The organism is Massilia sp. NP310, from assembly GCF_019443485.1.
GTDB classification, from domain to species: domain Bacteria; phylum Pseudomonadota; class Gammaproteobacteria; order Burkholderiales; family Burkholderiaceae_D; genus Telluria; species Telluria timonae.
This window is the reverse complement of the sequence record NZ_CP080379.1, coordinates 632,789-651,484: the sequence shown is the minus strand read 5'-3', so window position 1 is coordinate 651,484 and position 18,696 is coordinate 632,789. Positions and strand designations below refer to the sequence as shown.

The following is an 18,696-nucleotide window of genomic DNA, read 5'->3' as shown; positions in this document are numbered from 1 at the left end:
TTATTCGTCGTCCAGGCCGGCGTTGGCCAGGCGCTGCTTGAGTCGCTGGTTATCGGTCAGCAGCGTCGCCATGCGGTCCTTCAGGCTTGCCACTTCCTTGCGCAGGGCCGCCAGCTCGTCTTCCGGGTCGAGCTCGACCTTCTCCTTTTTCGGACGGCTGGCCATCTTCTGCTCGCGCACCTGGCGCGCCGCCTGCTGCAATTCCTTGCGGCCACCGGCGACGGCGGCGATCTGCTGCTCTTCGGGCAGCTGCGCCACGTTGGCGGCGGCGTTGATCGAGATGGCGCCGGTGCGCACCGCCTCGCGCAGCTGCGGGGTGGCGGCCTTCTGGATGCGTTCGATCTGGCTGATGGTATTGCTCGAGACGCGGGCCGCGCGGGCGACGTCCTCGCGCGTATTCCATGGCGGCGAGGTGTCGTCGGCCGGGGCGTTCTTGTCGCCCTCTTCCGCCGGCGGATTCTCGGCCATGCGCGCAGCGACGATTTCCTTCTTGCGCAGGGCGAACACGCCGCGCTGGAAGTCCGACACGCTGCGGCGCGCCAGGTGGTTGTCGATCATCCACAGCATCACGTCCTCGAGCGAGGCGAAGTTGTTGTTGTGGACGGTGCGGAACGGAATGCCGTGCTTCTTGCAGATCTCGTAGCGGTTATGACCGTCGATCAGCGTGTCGCGCCAGAGCACCAGCGCGTCGCGGCAGCCTTCGGCCTGCAGGCTGCGCTCGAGCGCGGCGTATTCGATGTCGGTGAGCGGGTCGACGAAGGACCGCAGCTCGTCATTGATCTTGATGTCCAATTCTTGTCCTTGCGTGGTCTTGCCTGGGGTGGCGCCATGGGTGACGCCGGTTGGCATGCTACACCATCCGGGCGGGGGTTCCAAAGATGCAAGAGATCGCCAGGGTGGTATGCGCGGGCGATCATGCCGTGACAATGGGCTTATCAGGGGGATAAAGTTGCCGAACTGCTCCGAATTGAGCACGCTTGTGCTAGAATCGCCGGCGTTGCCCGGATGGTGAAACTGGTAGACACCGCAGACTTAAAATCTGCTGCCAGCAATGGCGTGCCGGTTCGATTCCGGCTCCGGGCACCAGTTCCTATGCGGATAGGAGCTCACTCTCGCAATCGGGAGTAGTGCCGCAAAAACGAAGTAGTTGCGCAAATCTCGCTCAACTGACCGGCGGCCTCAATGATTTCGCGCGAACCTTCAACTCGATCCCGTAGCTTTCTTGTGCTTACTGTGGGGCGCACGCTGAACAAACTTGCCCCTGCTCGCGGCGCCAGCCATTCGACTACGCTGGGCGGATGCGCATCCAAACCGACCATATGACCGCCAGCCGCGTCGACGTCACCCTCATCCTGCTGCCGATGATCGGCGTCGAGGAGGCCGAGCGCATGACGGCGTGCGCCGATGTGCTCCAAACGATTATCGAACGCGTGCTCACGTAACCGTCGGGCGGCGGGCTATCATGGTGGGCGCGAGCTCGCAGTAGCGTGCCAATCCGAAGCGGCGCGGCCTATACTCGCCGCTTGCGTGCATGCGCCCACAGTGCCAGTGCTGTGACGATTCCGGAGGCGATCGAAGGATAAAAGATGATGACAAACGCCGTCTCGACGTACAGCATTGGTGCAAGCACTGCGATGGTCAGCCATATCGAAAACGCCACGAAAACGGCAGCACCGAAGGAAATAAGAGCGCGGCTCATGCGAACGCCTCCGCTGACGGGCAGTTGAAATACATCCCGGCCTTGCTGCCACCAGCCCGAACAACCTCCTTCACAAAAGACACACAATTATTAGGAATGCCCAACCAGAGCCACTTGCGCGCGAGTAGCTCCTGCAGCTTCCGATGCGCGCCATGCGGATCCGGCACCTTGATAGGCCAGCGTCGAATCTCGCGCATGCTGTTTTCCCGGAGATAGCGTTTGTACCCTCCTTCGCTCATGAACCTAGGGACAGTGTTTTCGCAGGCCACGTGAAGATACCATCCGCCGCCAGTGTGCAACAGCGAATGACCGCAGGGGTTGCCTGGGTCGCCACTGACGATCACGGCGCGGCAATGCGTGAAGGCTGATGGGCTCACCACGCAGTTGAGCATGACGTCGCCGACGTAGCGCTGTACATTTTTCGCGCTTGCCTGCAACGCGCTGTTCGGCTGCGCCTGCATGGCGCTATTGGTGGCGCGGCCCATCAGCACACCTTGTTGGCGGAGCAGTCCCAGCCACCCGACGTATTGCCCTGCGTGCCGCCACGGATGGACTGGCGGAGATAGCTCCACTTGATCCTGGCGTACGCAACGTGCACCCGCTCCGTGATGATTCCGCCCTCGCCGCTGTCGGGCGAGATGTTCGAGAACATCAAGTTTTCCAGCTCGATCTTAAAGTACGGGATCGGCTTGCCATCGCCGTCGGCGCGCATGAACTCGAACGTCGCTTTCGGGATGGTCTTGCCTGTCGCGCAGGTTTGCAGCAGGACGGGCGACGCGATGTCGGCCAACTTCGTAAAGCTGAGCGGAAACAGTTCTGCCCGTCCGCTTGAGTGGCCGCCGGCCGTTGACACTGTTTCAGCCCTCGACTGGTGCACGGCGTAATTGACGTTCGCAACTTCGATCCAGTCCTTGTGCTTGTCATCCGTCGACTCGCCCGCGATACCTTCGATTTTGAGATAAACGTCGCTTGCCATACTGACCTCGTAGATGGTTGCCAAATAAATATCATTCTTGTTCGGCAGCACCTAGCGGGCATTGGCTTCACGCATCGCAACACAGGAAGCAAATCAACGGGCGCGCGCGGCGGCGGCCTTACTTCGGCCAGCCACCGATGGTGTCAGGTCCGACATTCGGACGATATCCAAGCACCTTTCGCAGAAAATTTTGGAATGTGAATAGTTCCGCAAAAGCGGATTACTTCCGCAATGCTCGCTTGATTCACAGGCGACCCGATTTTCGCGACCTTCGGTTCGATCCCATCGCTTTTTCCGTCTCTATTGCAGAGACGCCTCTGGATCGATTACGGTCTCTCAGGCACTCATCCGTCGCCTATACTGGTGACTATCCCGACGATCGCAAGCCGAAGCTGGAGATAAATCCCGACCATCTGAACCGTAAGGTCAGCACGGTGCACTGCAGTGCTCCTGCTTTCATTGAGGAAATTATGAAGCTTCCTTGTGTATCGATAAGTGTAGACAACGACAGCCTCGTGATTACGCACCAGAAAGAAGGTAGAACCGATCCCTTGAGCGTCCTCATCGCGCTTCAAGACCTGGATCAGGATGGCTTCGACGTTGCAGCCAAGAAAATAGGATCGCTTACGCTTCAACTGCTTAGGAAATGGTATCCGTCAGAGTTCGCACAATGTGACAATTTAAACGATCCTCCTAATCCTGACGTGTAGTTCATCAATGCAGGCCTGCTGGACGACGACTCTCGCCAGCGGCGACCTCGGCCGCGCCGAACTGGCGCCCGTGTCCAGATGTCAAACTTGAGACCGCTTCTGACACCGCTTGCTGGTCCCGAACGCAATCAGCGTCGGGTCGATGATCGTCTTGACCATGCGTTTCTTCCACTTCTAAGTTGACCTCCCCAAATTTGCGGCGCGCATACTACAGCGAACATGGGTGGCCCACAAAGGAGATCAGATGGAAAAACGGAAAGCCATAGTCCCAAAATTGGGTATTGCAGGCGCGCTCAGCGTATTGGTGCTAGCTTGGGCCGCGTCGGCCGCCGGGGCGCCCCAATCGCCGCATGTACCCGCGATGACCGGCGAGCAATTCGTGCGCGATATGCGCCCCCTGCCCGACAGCGATCTGGCGTCGATCCGCCGCAAGCGGGCGATGGGCTATATGGATGGTGTAATGGACGGAACGGCTGGCGTGCGGTGGTGCCCGCCCGTTCATCCATTTCGCAACACTCGAGTGACCGTGATCAAGAACCCGGTGCATTTACCCGTTCGAGATCTTGCGCATTTACAAGTTCCGTAATACGCTGACCAAGTTAACTTCTGGTGAGCATCATGGGATTTTTCTCGGCATCAAAATCGGTCTTGTCCGCCATCGCAAGCGCGCTGACGACGACCCATTCCTGGCAGTACAACGCATCCCGAGACCAGCGCACCTGCACCTGCTGCGGCCGGCAAGAAGAAATGGTCCTCGACCTGGTCAGCACGAATTGGGAAGTGCTTGCGCCCGGCGACCCGAGCGCGCATGCCACCAGGCCGGCGCCCGCCGAGCCGCGCCCTGTCGCCGCGCCGGACCTGGTCGCGGCACGCACCCCAGGCGCCTCCACCTGAGCATAAAACATAAAAAAAGGCCGCTGCCGCACGAAGCAGGCAACGGCCAAGTCCTCGGCAGGGCCGAGATGGAGACACAAGAGAACCGACCACATCGCCGGTAATGACATAAGTATGCGGCCACCCCGCACAGTCACAAGGCCTGAAGGAGGTAATCGCCACCGCGTCCTTGCGTCAGAACAGTCGTACGCACAGAAGACAATTCCGATTCGCGTTCCTCCGTCCTTCTTTCTTGCTTTTTTGATTCACATCAACCACGTCCCTGACACGCTCCCAGTCCGGGAATAAAGTGGACTTCGAGTAATCCAAGCGTATAGGCCAGATGCCATCCAGGGTCCGCTCCGGTGGCGGATACCGGCACGCCTATCCGCCCGAGTCCGCTTTTACCGAGAAGAAAGGAACGAGCATGTACAAGACCATCGTGGTTCACGTCGACGGCAGTCCCGAGCAAGAGGCGCGCCTGCGCGCCGGTGCGCAACTGGCCAATGCCTTCGACGCCCACCTCGTCGGTAGCGCCGCCACCGGCATTTCCTGGTTCGACTATTCCCTGCTGGTCGGCTCGATGGGCGCGCCGATGATGCCCGAATCCGATTTCAACGGCGTGCGCGAGGCGGTCGAGGCGCGGCTGGAAGAATTCAGCACCGCCGTCCAGCGCCATGGCGTGGGCAGTTTCGAAACCCGCATGCTCGAGGACGACGCCCGCTACGCCCTGCTGCTCGAATCGCGCTACGCCGACCTCGTGATCGTCAGCCGCGACGCCGAACCGATCGCCGTGCCGGGCATTCCAGCCCAGACGCGCGGCTTGCCCGAATACATTGCGCTGCACGGCGCGCGCCCCGTGCTGGTGGTGCCGCCCGGCTGGAAAGAACGGCCCCTGCCCGGCACCGCCGTCGTCGGCTGGGACGGCAGCATGCAGGCGATCCGCGCGATTTCCGCCGCCCTGCCCCTGCTGCGGCAAGCCGATACGGTCAAGCTCACGCTCATCAATCCCGGCGCCATGGCCGAGATGCATGGAGAAGAACCGGGCGCCGACATGGCGCTGCACCTGGCGCGCCACGGGGTCAAGGTCGACGTCCTCATCGAGACCACGCGCAGCAGCACCGGCGAGGCGCTCCTGAAGGTGGCGCGCGAGCACGATGCCGGCCTGCTGGTCACGGGCGCCTTCGGCCACAGCCGCTACCGCGAGTTCGTCCTCGGCGGCGTCACCCGCTCGTTGCTGGCCGGCAGCACGACGCCGCTCCTGATTGCGCACTGAGCGCAAGCGCTAGCCGCGAGCCTCCGCCATGGCGCCCGATACCCGGCCCGGTCCCCGTCCCGATCCCCGCCCGGATGCCGTCGGCAGCACGCGCCGGGTCGAAGGCAGCGCCTGGCTCGGCGGCACCCACCGCCATGCGCGGGTCGCCGGCGGCGGCCAGGTCCATGCCGACCTGGTGCTGTGGGCCTGGCTCGGCCGCCTCACCGGCAACCTGTCGCCGGCCGCGCTCGGCATGGCCTGGTTCGACTGGGCCTGCCACCTCATGATGTCGCCCGACAAGCAGCACGAGCTGGCCACCGACGCCGTCATCGGCTGGCAGCGCTGGCTCCAATACCTGGCCACGCCGGCCGACGACGCGGTCGACCCGGTGCGGCCATTGGCTCAGGATAAACGCTTCGTCGATCCGGCCTGGAACGCTTCGCCCTGGCGCCAGCTCAGCCAGGGCTTTTTGCTGAGCCAGCAATGGTGGCACCGCGCCACCTCCACCGTGCGCGGAGTCGCGCCGCACCATGCCGACGTCGTCACCTTCGTCGCGCGCCAGATGCTCGACTGCGTGGCGCCGTCGAACTTCGTCACCACCAACCCCGTCGTGCAGCGCGCCGTGCTCGCCAGCGGCGGCATGAACCTCGTCAACGGCGCCATGCGCGCCTGGCGCGACGCGCAAGGCCTCCTCGCGGGCAAGCCGCGCGCGGTCAACTACCGGCCCGGGCGCGAAGTCGCCATCACGCCGGGCAAGGTCGTGATGCAGAACCGGCTGATCGAACTGCTGCGCTACGACCCCGTCGGCCCCGTCGTGCACGAAGTGCCGCTGCTGATCGTGCCGGCCTGGATCATGAAGTTCTATATCCTCGACCTGTCGCCGCACAATTCCCTGGTGCGCTACCTGGTCGAGCGCGGACATACCGTGTACATGGTGTCGTGGAAAAATCCGCAGGCCGACGACCGCGACCTCACCATGGACGACTACCGCCAGCTGGGCGTCACCGCCGCGCTGGACGCCATCGTGGCCCAGACCGGCGCCAGCAAGATCAATGCGGCAGGCTATTGCTTGGGCGGCACCCTGCTCGCGATCGCCGCCGCCGCCATGGCGCGTGACCACGACCGGCGCCTGGCCAGCATGTCGCTGCTGGCGGCCCAGGTCGACTTTACCGAGCCTGGAGAGCTGTCGCTGTTCATCGACGACAGCCAGGTCAGCTTCCTGGAAGCCGCCATGTGGCAGCAGGGCTACCTCGACACGCGCCAGATGGCCGGCGCCTTCCAGCTGCTGCGCTCCAACGACCTCATCTGGTCGCGACGCCTGCGCCATTACCTGCTCGACCTGCCCGAGCAGGAGAGCGACCTCATGTCCTGGAATGCCGACGCCACCCGCATGCCCTATCGCATGCATGCCGAATACCTGCACCGCCTGTTCCTGCGCAACAGCCTGGCCAGCTCGCGTTACCTGGCCGGCGGACGGCCTGTCTCGCTGAGCGACATCGACGTGCCCATCTGCGCGGTCGGCACGCTCACCGACCACGTCGCGCCATGGCGCTCGGTGTACAAGATCATCCCGCTGACCGACACCGAGATCACCTTCATCCTCACCAGCGGCGGCCACAATGCCGGCGTGGTCTCGCCGCCGGGCAGCGCCAACCGCAGCTACCAGGTCGCCGTGCACCGGCATGACGATCCGTACATCGATCCCGACCGCTGGCTGGCGCGCGTGCCCCAGCTCGAGGGCAGCTGGTGGCCCGCCTGGGACCAATGGCTCGTACGCCACGCCGGCAAACATGTGCCGCCGCCGGCGCCGATCCCGGACACGGCGCCCGCGCCGGGCGACTACGTCCTTCAGCAGTAGACCGGCCTCCTCCTAACGCGCCAACGGCTGGTCCGCCCCTCCGACCAGCACGCGGGCCGCCTGTGCCGCCTGTGCCGCCTGTGCCGCCCGTGCCGCCCGTGCCGCCATGCCTGCTCGCGTGCTCGCCTGCCGGGGTACCCATTTTGCCGGCTGATATTTACAGTCAACAAGATACTTCAGGTTTCAAGGGAACGCGGCCTTCCCGACAGCTGACTTAGAATCATTTCGACAACTCCGCAAGCCCTTCCACACCTGCTGGCGCCGCCAAATCGACGCCGGGTACGGGCGTGGGCAACGCACTCTAGAGAAGGAAGCCACAAGCATGGACCAATTCAGCGACGTCAAGCTCACCCGGCGCGACCTGTTGATCGCCGGCGCGCTGTCGGTATCGACCGCGGCCGTACCGGGAGCGCACGCCCAGGAGGCCGCACCGACGGCTACCGCGACCACCACTCCCGAGCCGGTCACCACCGGCGTCACCTTCACCGTCAACGGCAAGCAGGTCACCCTGCAGCTGGACACCCGCACCAGCCTGCTCGACGCGCTGCGCGAGCACCTGCACCTGACCGGTTCCAAGAAGGGTTGCGACCAGGGCCAGTGCGGCGCCTGCACCGTCATCATGGATGGCCGCCGCATCAATTCCTGCCTGTCGCTGGCGGTCATGCACGAAGGCGCCGAGATCACCACCATCGAGGGCCTCGGCACGCCGGAGAAGCTGCACCCGATGCAGGCCGCCTTCATCAAGCACGATGGCTACCAGTGCGGCTACTGTACCCCCGGGCAGATCTGCGCCAGCGTGTCGGTGATCGAGGAAATCCGCCAGGGCATTCCGAGCCACGTGACCGCCGACCTGAATGCGAAGCCCCTGCTCTCGGTGGAAGAGATCCGCGAACGCATGAGCGGCAATATCTGTCGCTGCGGCGCCTACTCGAACATCATCGACGCGATCACCGAAGTGGGAGGGGTCAAGGCATGAAGGCATTCACCTACCAGCGCGCCACTTCGCCGGGTCAAGCCGCCCAGCTCGTCGCCCGTACCCCGAACGCCCGCTTCATCGCCGGCGGCACCAACCTGCTCGACCTCATGAAGCTCGAGATCGAGACCCCGACCACCCTGGTCGACGTCAACGGCCTGGGCTTCGACAAGATCGAGCCGACATCGGACGGCGGCCTGCGCGTGGGCGCCCTGGTGCGCAACACCGACCTGGCGGCCGACGCGCGCGTGCGCAAGGATTACGCCGTGCTGTCGCGCGCCCTGCTGGCCGGCGCCTCGACCCAGCTGCGCAACAAGGCGACCACCTCGGGCAACCTGCTGCAGCGCACCCGCTGCCCCTATTTCTACGACACGGCGCAGCGCTGCAACAAGCGCCAGCCGGGCAGCGGCTGCGCCGCCATCGGCGGCTTCACCCGTCACCACGCCGTGGTGGGCGCCAGCGACGCCTGCATCGCGGTCCACCCGAGCGATATGGCGATCGCCATGCGCCTGCTCGACGCCGAGGTCGAGACCGTGAAAGCCGACGGCAGCATGCGCAGCATCCCGATCGCCGACTTCCACCGCCTGCCGGGCAACACCCCGCACATCGAGACCGTGCTCGAACCGGGCGAATTGATCACCTCGGTCAAGCTGCCGAAGCCGCTGGGCGGCGTGCACGCCTACCGCAAGGTGCGCGACCGCGCTTCATATGCTTTTGCTTTAGTCTCGGTCGCCACCGTGATCCTGCCCGACGGCAGCGGCCGCGTGGCGGTCGGCGGCGTGGCCCACAAGCCATGGCGGGTCGAAGAGGCCGAACGGCAGATGACGCAAGGCGCCAAGGCGGTTTCCGATCGCCTGATGGCCGGCGCCCGCACCACCGGGGACAATGCCTTCAAGGTGGCCCTGGTGCACCGCACCCTCGCGGAAGCGATGAACGCAGCGAAGAAAGGCTGACCCCATGAAATTCACCACTCCCGCCACCATTAATCCCATCGACCGCCAGCGCTACGTCGGCCAGCCGCTCGATCGCATCGACGGCCCGCTCAAATGCACCGGCACGGCGCCCTACGCCTACGAGCACCACAAGGAAGTGCCGAACGCCGCCCACGGCTTCGTGGTCGGCTCCAGCATCGCCAAGGGCCGCATCGCCTCGATCGAGATCGAGGCCGCGCGCCGCGCGCCCGGCGTGCTGGCCGTGGTCACGGCCGCCAATGCCGGCAAGCTGGGCAAGGGCGACAAGAACGTCGCCCACCTGCTGGCCGGCCCCAAGATCGAGCACTACCACCAGGCCGTGGCCCTGGTGGTGGCCGAGACCTTCGAGCAGGCGCGCGCCGCCGCTACCCTCGTGCGCGTGAAATACGTCGAAGAGAAAGGACGCTTCGACCTGGCCGCCGAGAAGGACAAGGCGGTCAAGCCGGACTGGGAAGACGACCCGTCCGACTCCAGCGCCGGCAACTTCCAGCGCGGCTTCGATACAGCGCCCGTGAAACTCGACGCCACCTACACCACCCCGGACCAGTCGCACGCGATGATGGAGCCGCATGCGTCCACCGCGCTCTGGGAAGGCGACAAGCTGACGGTGTGGACCTCGAACCAGATGATCAACTGGTGCGTCCAGGACCTGTCCAAGACGCTGAACATGCCGAAGGAGAAGGTGCGCGTGATCTCGCCCTATGTCGGCGGCGGTTTCGGCTCCAAGCTGTTCCTGCGCGCCGACGCCCTGCTGGCGTCGCTCGGCGCGCGCGCGGCCAAGCGCCCGGTCAAGGTGGCGCTGCACCGTCATCTCATCTTCAACAACACCACCCACCGCCCGGCCACCATCCAGCGCATCCGCATCGGCGCCGGCCGCGACGGCCGCATCATGGCCATCGGCCACGAGTCGTGGAACGGCAACCTGCCCAAGGGCAGCTCGGAAGTCGCGACCCAGCAGACCCGCCTGCTGTACGCGGGCGCCGACCGCATGACCGCGACCCGCGTCGCCCTGATCGATCTGCCCGAAGGCAATGCGATGCGCGCGCCAGGCGAGGCGCCGGGCATGATGGCGCTCGAGATCGCGATCGACGAGATGGCCGAAAAGCTGAACATCGATCCGGTGCAGTTCCGCATCCTGAACGACACCAAGGTCGATCCCGAAAAGCCGATCCGCACATTCTCCGAGCGCCGCTTCGTCGAGTGCATGCGCATGGGCGCCGAGAAGTTCGGCTGGAACAAGCGCAATCCCAAGCCCGGCCAGACGCGCGAAGGCCGCTGGCTGATCGGCTACGGCGTGGCTTCGGCCTTCCGCAACAGCCCGGTGATGAAGTCGGCGGCCCGGGTGCGGCTCGCGAAGGACGGCAAGGTGATCGTCGAAACCGACATGACCGACATCGGCACCGGCAGCTACACCATCATCGGCCAGACCGCGGCCGAGATGCTGGGCGTGCCGCTCGAGCGGGTCGAGGTGCGCCTGGGCGATTCCACCTTCCCCACCTCCGCCGGCTCGGGCGGCCAGTGGGGCGCGAACAGCTCGACCTCGGGCGTGTATGCCGCCTGCGCCAAGCTGCGCGAACTGGTGGCGAAGGAGCTCGGCGTGGTTGAACGCGAGGCCGAGTTCGTGGACGGCACGGTCCGTGCGGGCGGGCGCAACCTGCCGCTGGCGCAAGCCGCCGCCGGCGGCGAGCTGGTGGCCGAGGACACGATCGAGTTTTCCGGGGGCCTCGACAAGAAGAACCAGCTGTCGACCTTCGGCGCCCACTTCGTCGAAGTGGCGGTCGACGCGGTCACCGGCGAAACGCGGGTGCGGCGCATGCTGGCCGTGTGCGCGGCCGGCCGCATCCTCAATCCGAAGCAGGCGCGCAGCCAGGTGATCGGCGCCATGACCATGGGTGTCGGTGGCGCGCTGATGGAACACCTGGTGGTCGACAAGCGCCTCGGCTTCTTCGCCAACCACGATCTCGCCACCTACGAGGTGCCGGTGCATGCCGACATCCCTCACCAGGAAGTCATCTTCCTCAAGGAAGAAGACGAGCTGTCCTCGCCCATGAAGGCCAAGGGCGTGGGCGAACTCGGTATCTGCGGGGTCGCCGCCGCGGTCGCGAACGCGGTCTACAACGCCACCGGCGTGCGGGTGCGCGAATATCCGATCACGCTCGACAAGCTGATCGAGAAGATGCCGCTGTCCGCTTGACCGCAGGCGGCCTGGTTCAGGCGCGCATTCAGGCCGACATTCAGGCCGACATTCAGGCGACGGCGTCCACCTGGTCGCCGTCGGCGACCACGCGATTGCGTCCGCCGCGCTTGGCCGCGTACAAGGCCTTGTCGGCCGCCTCGATCAGCGCTTCCGGCGCGTTCAGGCGCGCGCGGTCGAAGGCGGCGACGCCGATGCTGAGCGTGACCTCCGGATGGTGGGCGGCGGGCGCCTGCTGCAGGCCCAGGCCGGCGACGTGGGCGCGGATGCGGTCGGCCAGCACGCGCGCCTGCTCGAGCGTGGTGTCGGGCAGCACGGCCGCGAACTCTTCGCCGCCGTAGCGCGCCGCCAGGTCGGCCGGGCGCTTGAGCATGCCGGCCAGCTCCTGGGCGACCATGGTCAGGCAGCTGTCGCCCTGCTGGTGGCCGAAGTGGTCGTTATAGGCCTTGAACGAATCGATGTCGACCAGCAGCAGCGCCAGCGCGCCATCGGCGCGCTGCGCGCGGCGCAGTTCGCGCTCCAGCGCCACGTCAAAATGGCGGCGGTTGGCGATGCCGGTCAGGCCGTCGATATACGACCGCGCACGCAGCGACTCGGCGTGCTCCAGCAGGCGCCGCTCGCGCACCGCGACGCCGCTCACGTCGCGGATCTCGACCAGGCAGAAGCGCTGGCCGCCCTCGTCGAAGGGCGTGACCGCGACCGCCTGGTCGATCAGGGCGCCGTCGAAACTGCCCGGTTCGCGCAGCGGGAATGGCGCGCGGTTATGCGAGGGCGGCACGTGCTCGGTGGCGACGCCTTCGAGCAGCGCGGCGAGGATCGCCGCCTCGACGCGCGATCCGCGCAGGTCGGGAAAGACGTCGATCAGCGCATGGCCCTGCATGCGGGCCACGCCGCGGCCGGAACGCGGCACCAGCCAGCCGTTCCAGAGGACGATGCATCCTTCCTGGTCGAGCACGATCACACCGCAGTCGACGAGATTGAGGACCCGCGCGGGCAGGCTGCTGATGGATTCTGGCTTTTGAGTCACGGATCGGCAGATGTTGAATTTAGGAAACAATTCAAATCATACCGGAATTTCCTGGGCCACCGAAAGAAACGCCGATTGCCGCAGCCGCGCCGGCCGGGGTCAAGGCGGGCTTTGCAGCATGTGCCAGGCCATCGCCACGCAGACGATCGCCACGAAGAACAGCAGGCCGAACACGAAGATGCGCATCGAATTGGCCAGCCCCGTCACGGCGCGGTTGGCGCTCTCATTGAGCTTGCCGCGCCGACGCGCCCCGTTCAGCAGCATCGAGATGAAGATGAACAGGGTCGCACAGATCAGTACTACTTTCATTCAGGTTCGCACCGCCACCAGGATCAGGGCCACCACGGCGAGCAGCGCCGACAGGCCGGCGGTCACACCGAGCCAGGTGAGCTTCTGGCGCTGCACGTCCATCTTGGCGATCAGCTGGGCGTTCTGGTCGGCCAGGTTGGCGATCAGTTCGGAGGCCGAGCGCATCTGGTTGCGCAAGTCGTTCAGCTCCGCGTCGTTCTGTTCGGAACGCGCGATCAGGAGGCCGATGATGTCGTCTTCTTGCGCCGCCATCTCGGGGCTCAAGCCGGTCGCCGGGTCTACCGCGCCCGGCTTGCGATTGACCGTGTCCCACAGGCGGCGCGCGCCGGTCGCCACCTGGGGCGCGGCGCTGATCACCTCGCTCCACGGGACGGTCTTCAATACGGTCCACCAGCCTGCTGCCATACCTGCTCCTTGTCAATCGTGTGAGCCCGGAGCATACCATTGCCGGACGGCGCGGCCAAACGCCGCACGCCTGGCACGCCTGCCGCGTGCTGCCTTGCAGCGGCTTGCGCTAGTATCAAGCCATGTGTGGACGATTTGACCAGAGCCAGACGGCTCGCAACTACGCCAGCGCCATCGGCTGGCTCGACGCGGTATACGACAGCGAATCCGCGCCGGCCTATAACGTGCCGCCCGGCACTTACCGGCCCGTGCTGCACATCCAGGACGGCGAGCGGCGGGTGGACGACGTGTACTGGAGCTACCAGGCGCGCTGGGCCAAGGGCAAGGTGCCGGTGACGATCAATGCGCGCATGGACAAGCTCACCAACCGCTACTGGCGCGGCCTGCTCAAGTCGGGCCGGGCGCTGGTGCCGGCCGAAGGCTGGTATGAATGGACCGGAGAAAAAGGCCACAAGCAGCCATGGCATATCCACCGCCGCGACGGCGCGCCGCTGTTCATGCTGGCCCTGGCCAATTTCGGCGGCTTTACCGAGAACCGCGCCGAAGCCGGTTTCGTGCTGGTGACCGACGACGCCTCGGGCGGCATGCTCGACATCCACGACCGGCGGCCGGTGGTGCTCGATGCGCGCGACGCCGAGACCTGGCTCGATCCGGCGCTCTCGAGCGAGGAAGCGCTGGCGTTCGCGCGCCGCGCCGCCCTGCCCTCGGATGCATTCGAATGGCACGCGGTCAGCACGCTGGTCAACCGTGCCGGGCTTGGCGGCCCCGAGGTCGTGCAGCCGATCGATACCGAAACCGAATAAAAAATGGCCCGGACGCTTCCACGTCCGGGCCATTCACCTGGCAGCGATGAACGCTGCTTATCGCTGATACGCGCCCAGGTCGATGCTGCTGCCACGTGCCTTGCCGTCGATGTCGGTCTTCGGCGCGTAGGTGGCGATGCCGCGGCCGACGGCCGGCGAGCTTGCCGTCAGCTTGTAATCCGGCGTTGCCGCGGTACGCGAGTAGCCGGCGAACAGCGGTTCCGAGCTGATGGTGCCGGTATGGGTCAGGCCATTGCGCAGCTGGAAGTTGTAGGTCGTGTTCTTGGTGACCAGGTTGTTTTTATAGGTGTTGCCCTTGCCGGTGGTGCCTTGCTCCGAAATGCCGTACTTGTTGTCATACACGATGTTGTTGTGCACGTGGACGTTGTTGGCGCCCGCCTTCGTGAAGTAGAAGTCGCCGCCGCCGACGATGATGCCGAACACCGACGAACTCACCGTGTTGTTGACGATCTGGAGGTCGGTCGCATCGTGCCACAGGTGGATCGCAGCCGAGCCCACGCGGTAGACGATGTTGTTCTTGATCGTGCCCGAGGTGCTGTGATAGATGCCCTGGACGTAGGTGCAGCCGGCCGGGCCGATATCGTGCACGACGTTGCCGATCACGTCACCCTTGACGCCCTTGTAGTAGCTGTCCACGCCGATCGCCGAGCCGCCGGCGCTGTTGCACGGAATGGTCGTTGCCATGTGGTGCACACGGTTGCCCTCGATGACATTGTACGAACCGCCGGTGTAGATGCCGAGCACCCATTTGGTGCCCTTGCCGATCTTGCTGCCGTCGACGTCGAAACCGATGATGCTGACATAGTTGCCGCGGTTGTCCCAGGCGGTCTTGTTGGTCGAATTGGCAGGCGGAACGATCTTGGCGCCCCACTTGGTGGTCGAGACCCAATAGATGCGGTTGCTTGCGGTGCCGCTGGCGGTGGTCCGGATGCCGCCGGCATAGGTGCCCGGCGCCACGAACACGGTGGTGCCGGCCTTGGTCGCGACCTGGGCGGCGCGCGCCAGGGTCTTGAACGGCGCGGCCTTGGTGCCGGCGGCGCTGTCCGAACCGTTCGGCGAGACATAGTAGTTATACGGCGTGGCCGGGATGCTCGGGCCGGCGACAGGAGCTGGATTGCGCTTCGTATACTCGGCGCTGCGCTTGATCTCCGCTTCGACGGTCGCCAGGCTGACACCGCGGCTCACGGCCTGGGTCCAGTACTGCAGCCCGCCCGCATCCGGCTCACGGCCGAGCAAGGTCAGGTACAGCTGGCGCACTTGTTCCTGGGCCGAGGCGGCGGCGGTGGCGGCTGGCGCCGCGCTTTGCGGGGCCGTGGCGGCTTGGGCCGATGCGGTGGCGGCCAGCAGCAGGGTTGCTGCCGCGGCGACGCGGGTCAGGTTGGTACGGAGGTTCGAGGCGATCATGGTGCTGCTTTTCATCTGAGGTTTCCTTCTAGTCCGGAAAAAAGACCGGGCAATGGAGGGGCCACGCGCAGGGCGCGGCAGTCCACGCGGGACGTGGGCTTCTCCTGATGTGTCGGAGCGGACGGGGCGCATGCGCCCGTCCACGAGATCCGCCAGCTGGCGCTGGCGCGGGTGACGCCGGATGAAGCTGGCCGGGGCTGGCTTCGGTCCGGGTCGGTACTGCAGGGGTTACTGCAGGGGTTGCTGCATGACGCTGCTTAGTGCTGCTTCGTGCTGCTTAGTGTTGATAAGCGCCGAGGTCGATGGCGGTGCCGCGTGCCTTGCCGTCGATGTCGGTCTTCGGCGCATAGGTCGCCAGGCCGCGGCCGATTGCCGGCGAGCTGGTCGTCAGCTTGTAGTTCGGCGTTGCGGCGGTGCGCGAGTAGCCGGCGAACAGCGGTTCCGAGCTGATGGTGCCGGTATGGGTCAGGCCGTTACGCAGCTGGAAGTTGTAGGTCGTGTTCTTGGTGACCAGGTTGTTTTTATAGGTGTTGCCCTTGCCGGTGGTGCCTTGCTCCGAAATCCCGTACTTGTTGTCGTACACGATGTTGTTGTGCACGTGGACGTTGTTGGCGCCCGCCTTGGTGAAGTAGAAGTCGCCGCCACCGACGATGATGCCGAACACCGACGAGCTCACGGTATTGTTGACGATCTGGAGGTCGGTCGCATCGTGCCACAGGTGGATCGCAGCCGAGCCCACGCGGTAGACGATGTTGTTCTTGATCGTGCCCGAGGTGCTGTGATAGATGCCCTGGACGTAGGTGCAGCCGGCCGGGCCGATATCGTGCACGACGTTGCCGATCACGTCACCCTTGACGCCCTTGTAGTAGCTGTCCACGCCGATCGCCGAGCCGCCGGCGCTGTTGCACGGGATGGTCGTTGCCATGTGGTGTACGCGGTTGCCCTCGATGACATTGTACGAACCGCCGGTGTAGATGCCGAGCACCCATTTGGTGCCCTTGCCGATCTTGCTGCCGTCGACGTCGAAACCGATGATGCTGACGTAGTTGCCGCGGTTGTCCCAGGCAGTCTTGTTGGTCGAATTGGCAGGCGGCACGATCTTGGCGCCCCACTTCGTGGTCGAGACCCAGTAGATGCGGCTGCTTGCGGTACCGCTGGCGGTGGTGCGGATGCCGCCGGCATAGGTGCCCGGCGCTACGAACACGGTCGTGCCCGGCTTGGTCGCGGCCTTGGCGGCGCGCGCCAGGGTCTTGAACGGCGCGGCCTTGGTGCCGGCGGCGGTGTCCGAGCCGGTTGGCGAGACGTAGAAGTTGTTCGGGGTGGTCGGGATGGTGGCGGCGTTGGCCGACATGGCGGCTGCCAGCAAAGCGACGGCGGCAGCGCCGCGGGTGACGTTGGCACGGATCGAAGCGAAGGTAGCGAAGGTCATGAATGTGTCTTACCCTAATTAAACAATGTAACCCTTTGAGCGCAGGAAACTTCCTAAGTTCAACTTTTTTTAGGAAATTTTTTCTGGGAGTATTAAATTCTAAAGAACAATTTCCCTATGGAAATTGCATACTCGCCAGAAGTGCCCACGCGAGGCGCAGGAAGAGAATGCTCTTGTTGAGGTATGAAAGCAGACCCGCGCTCGGTGCGCGGTGTCCGCGAGACGCGCATGCACACGCATACGCAGGGCGGCAATCCCGGCTCTGTCGACGAGGACTGGTCGAGCCGGAACAGCCTGGTGCTGCCTGGTGCTGCTGAGTGCTGCTTAGTGTTGATAAGCGCCGAGGTCAATGGCCGTGCCGCGCGCCTTGCCGTCGATGTCGGTCTTCGGCGCATAGGTCGCCAGGCCGCGGCCGATTGCCGGCGAGCTGGTCGTCAGCTTGTAATCCGGCGTTGCTGCGGTGCGCGAGTAGCCGGCAAACAGCGGTTCCGAGCTGATGGTGCCGGTATGGGTCAGGCCGTTACGCAGCTGGAAGTTGTAGGTCGTGTTCCTGGTGACCAGGTTGTTTTTATAGGTGTTGCCCTTGCCCGTGGTGCCCTGCTCCGAGATGCCGTACTTGTTGTCGTACACGATGTTGTTGTGCACGTGGACGTTGTTGGCGCCCGCCTTGGTGAAATAGAAGTCGCCGCCACCGACGATGATGCCGAACACCGACGAGCTCACCGTGTTGTTGACGATCTGGACGTCGGTCGCATCGTGCCACAGGTGGATCGCAGCCGAGCCGACGCGGTAGACGATGTTGTTCTTGATCGTGCCCGAGGTGCTGTGATAGATGCCCTGGACGTAGGTGCAGCCGGCCGGGCCGATATCGTGCACGACGTTGCCGATCACGTCGCCCTTGACGCCCTTGTAGTAGCTGTCCACGCCGATCGCCGAGCCGCCCGCGCTGTTGCATGGAATGGTCGTCGCCATGTGGTGCACATGGTTGCCCTCGATGACGTTGTACGAACCGCCCGTATAGATGCCGTGGACCCACTTCGTGCCGCTGCCGAGCTTGCTGCCGTCGACGTCGAAACCGATGATGCTGACGTAGTTGCCGCGGTTGTCCCAGGCACTGTTGTTAGTCGAGCTCGCTGGTGGCACGATCTTGGCGCCCCACTTCGTGGTCGACACCCAGTAGATGCGGCTGCTTGCGGTCCCGCTGGCGGTGGTCTTGAAGCCACCGGCATACGTGCCCGGCGCCACGAACACGGTCGTGCCCGGCTTGGTCGCGGCCTTGGCGGCGCGCGCCAGGGTCTTGAACGGCGCGGCCTTGGTGCCGGCGGCGGTGTCCGAGCCGGTTGGCGAGACGTAGAAATTGTTCGGGGTGGTCGGGATGGTGGCGGCATTGGCCGACATGGCGGCGGCCAGCAAAGCGACGGCGGCTGCGGCGCGGGTGACGTTGGTACGGATCGAAACGAAGGTAGCGAAGGTCATGAATGTGTCTTACCCTAATTAAACAATGTAACCCTTTGAGCGCAGGAAACTTCCTAAGTTCAACTTTTTCTGAGAAATTTTTTCTGTGAGCACTAATTTTTGCGAGGCAATGTATCTATAGAAATGGAATACTCAGCAGTTTCCTACCGAACACGACAAGCACAGCGCTGCGGGTTTGAGCGAAGCCGGGAATATGCGCGCTGCGGCGGCATCAGATACGCCAGCGATGCGCCAGCTCAGGAGGTGGGCCGCGGCGGGCCCGAGGAAGATTGCTGATAAGCGCCGATGTCTCGGCTGCGCCTGCTGTCGCAGG

20 protein-coding genes and 1 tRNA gene are annotated in these 18,696 nt (G+C 64.7%); 11 read left to right on the top strand and 10 right to left on the bottom strand.

Annotated elements, in window-relative coordinates; all coding sequences use genetic code 11:
* Positions 1–849, bottom strand: a complete 849-nt coding sequence (locus KY496_RS03025) for a hypothetical protein (protein ID WP_229520404.1) — start codon at positions 847–849, stop codon at positions 1–3.
* A gap of 150 nt (positions 850–999) precedes the next feature.
* On the opposite strand from KY496_RS03025, the gene KY496_RS03020 reads away from it, so the two are divergent.
* Positions 1,000–1,086: transfer RNA gene (locus tag KY496_RS03020), tRNA-Leu, on the top strand.
* 212 nt (positions 1,087–1,298) lie between these two features.
* Positions 1,299–1,442, top strand: a complete 144-nt coding sequence (locus tag KY496_RS03015) for a hypothetical protein (RefSeq protein ID WP_005670096.1) — start codon at positions 1,299–1,301, stop codon at positions 1,440–1,442.
* A 68-nt stretch (positions 1,443–1,510) separates the two neighbouring features.
* Here KY496_RS03015 and KY496_RS03010 read toward each other — a convergent pair whose 3' ends face one another.
* Genes KY496_RS03010 through KY496_RS03000 form a run of 3 tightly spaced genes read right to left on the bottom strand, consistent with a single transcriptional unit; the run spans position 1,511 to position 2,675 of the window.
* Positions 1,511–1,699 carry a hypothetical protein gene (locus KY496_RS03010; RefSeq protein ID WP_219863819.1) on the bottom strand — a complete coding sequence of 63 codons (189 nt, stop codon included), beginning with the start codon at positions 1,697–1,699 and terminating at the stop codon, positions 1,511–1,513.
* Positions 1,696–2,184 carry a hypothetical protein gene (locus KY496_RS03005; RefSeq protein WP_219863817.1) on the bottom strand — a complete coding sequence of 163 codons (489 nt, stop codon included), beginning with the start codon at positions 2,182–2,184 and terminating at the stop codon, positions 1,696–1,698. The genes KY496_RS03010 and KY496_RS03005 overlap by 4 nt, the downstream gene beginning before the upstream one ends.
* The gene (locus KY496_RS03000) at positions 2,184–2,675 is read right to left on the bottom strand and encodes a type VI secretion system tube protein Hcp (RefSeq protein WP_184237909.1); all 492 of its coding nucleotides are present in this window, start codon (positions 2,673–2,675) and stop codon (positions 2,184–2,186) included. Before KY496_RS03000 ends, KY496_RS03005 begins: the two co-directional genes overlap by 1 nt.
* Positions 2,676–2,872: 197 nt before the next feature.
* Between KY496_RS03000 and KY496_RS02995 the strand changes: the two genes are divergently transcribed.
* The 8 genes from KY496_RS02995 to paoC all read left to right on the top strand — a co-directional run bounded on the left by KY496_RS02995 (position 2,873) and on the right by paoC (position 11,509).
* On the top strand, positions 2,873–3,385 hold the full coding sequence (locus tag KY496_RS02995; RefSeq protein WP_219863815.1) for a hypothetical protein: 513 nt from the start codon (positions 2,873–2,875) through the stop codon (positions 3,383–3,385).
* Positions 3,386–3,629: 244 nt separating this feature from the next.
* On the top strand, positions 3,630–3,971 hold the full coding sequence (locus tag KY496_RS02990) for a hypothetical protein (protein ID WP_184237648.1): 342 nt from the start codon (positions 3,630–3,632) through the stop codon (positions 3,969–3,971).
* Between the two features lie 62 nt (positions 3,972–4,033).
* On the top strand, positions 4,034–4,279 hold the full coding sequence (locus tag KY496_RS02985; protein ID WP_157225693.1) for a hypothetical protein: 246 nt from the start codon (positions 4,034–4,036) through the stop codon (positions 4,277–4,279).
* A gap of 406 nt (positions 4,280–4,685) precedes the next feature.
* Positions 4,686–5,534, top strand: coding sequence for a universal stress protein (locus KY496_RS02980; RefSeq protein WP_219863814.1), 849 nt, complete (start codon positions 4,686–4,688; stop codon positions 5,532–5,534).
* A 28-nt stretch (positions 5,535–5,562) separates the two neighbouring features.
* Positions 5,563–7,371 (top strand): alpha/beta hydrolase, encoded by a 1,809-nt coding sequence (locus KY496_RS02975; protein ID WP_219863812.1) that lies wholly within the window; start codon positions 5,563–5,565, stop codon positions 7,369–7,371.
* Between the two features lie 322 nt (positions 7,372–7,693).
* Positions 7,694–8,347 carry an aldehyde dehydrogenase iron-sulfur subunit PaoA gene (paoA, locus tag KY496_RS02970; protein WP_005670084.1) on the top strand — a complete coding sequence of 218 codons (654 nt, stop codon included), beginning with the start codon at positions 7,694–7,696 and terminating at the stop codon, positions 8,345–8,347.
* Entirely contained in the window at positions 8,344–9,297 is a 954-nt protein-coding gene (locus tag KY496_RS02965; protein WP_219863810.1) for a xanthine dehydrogenase family protein subunit M, read from the top strand. The genes paoA and KY496_RS02965 overlap by 4 nt, the downstream gene beginning before the upstream one ends.
* A 4-nt stretch (positions 9,298–9,301) precedes the next feature.
* On the top strand, positions 9,302–11,509 hold the full coding sequence (gene paoC, locus KY496_RS02960) for an aldehyde oxidoreductase molybdenum-binding subunit PaoC (RefSeq protein ID WP_219863807.1): 2,208 nt from the start codon (positions 9,302–9,304) through the stop codon (positions 11,507–11,509).
* Between the two features lie 52 nt (positions 11,510–11,561).
* Here the strand turns inward: paoC and KY496_RS02955 are convergent, their stop codons facing one another.
* The 3 genes from KY496_RS02955 to KY496_RS02945 all read right to left on the bottom strand — a co-directional run bounded on the left by KY496_RS02955 (position 11,562) and on the right by KY496_RS02945 (position 13,250).
* Complete coding sequence (locus KY496_RS02955) at positions 11,562–12,536, bottom strand: GGDEF domain-containing protein (RefSeq protein WP_219863805.1); 975 nt, start codon at positions 12,534–12,536, stop codon at positions 11,562–11,564.
* Between the two features lie 99 nt (positions 12,537–12,635).
* On the bottom strand, positions 12,636–12,845 hold the full coding sequence (locus KY496_RS02950; RefSeq protein ID WP_184237667.1) for a hypothetical protein: 210 nt from the start codon (positions 12,843–12,845) through the stop codon (positions 12,636–12,638).
* Positions 12,846–13,250, bottom strand: a complete 405-nt coding sequence (locus KY496_RS02945) for a hypothetical protein (RefSeq protein ID WP_071363126.1) — start codon at positions 13,248–13,250, stop codon at positions 12,846–12,848.
* 122 nt (positions 13,251–13,372) lie between these two features.
* Between KY496_RS02945 and KY496_RS02940 the strand changes: the two genes are divergently transcribed.
* On the top strand, positions 13,373–14,053 hold the full coding sequence (locus KY496_RS02940) for an SOS response-associated peptidase (protein WP_005670078.1): 681 nt from the start codon (positions 13,373–13,375) through the stop codon (positions 14,051–14,053).
* 57 nt (positions 14,054–14,110) lie between these two features.
* Here KY496_RS02940 and KY496_RS02935 read toward each other — a convergent pair whose 3' ends face one another.
* From KY496_RS02935 to KY496_RS02925, 3 genes are all read right to left on the bottom strand, one after another.
* On the bottom strand, positions 14,111–15,493 hold the full coding sequence (locus KY496_RS02935; protein WP_219863803.1) for a DUF4214 domain-containing protein: 1,383 nt from the start codon (positions 15,491–15,493) through the stop codon (positions 14,111–14,113).
* A 262-nt stretch (positions 15,494–15,755) separates the two neighbouring features.
* Positions 15,756–16,907: a right-handed parallel beta-helix repeat-containing protein gene (locus KY496_RS02930; protein WP_219863801.1), complete on the bottom strand. Its 1,152-nt coding sequence runs from the start codon at positions 16,905–16,907 to the stop codon at positions 15,756–15,758.
* Positions 16,908–17,231: 324 nt separating this feature from the next.
* Positions 17,232–18,383, bottom strand: coding sequence for a choice-of-anchor Q domain-containing protein (locus tag KY496_RS02925; RefSeq protein WP_219863800.1), 1,152 nt, complete (start codon positions 18,381–18,383; stop codon positions 17,232–17,234).
* Positions 18,384–18,696: the final 313 nt, after the last annotated feature.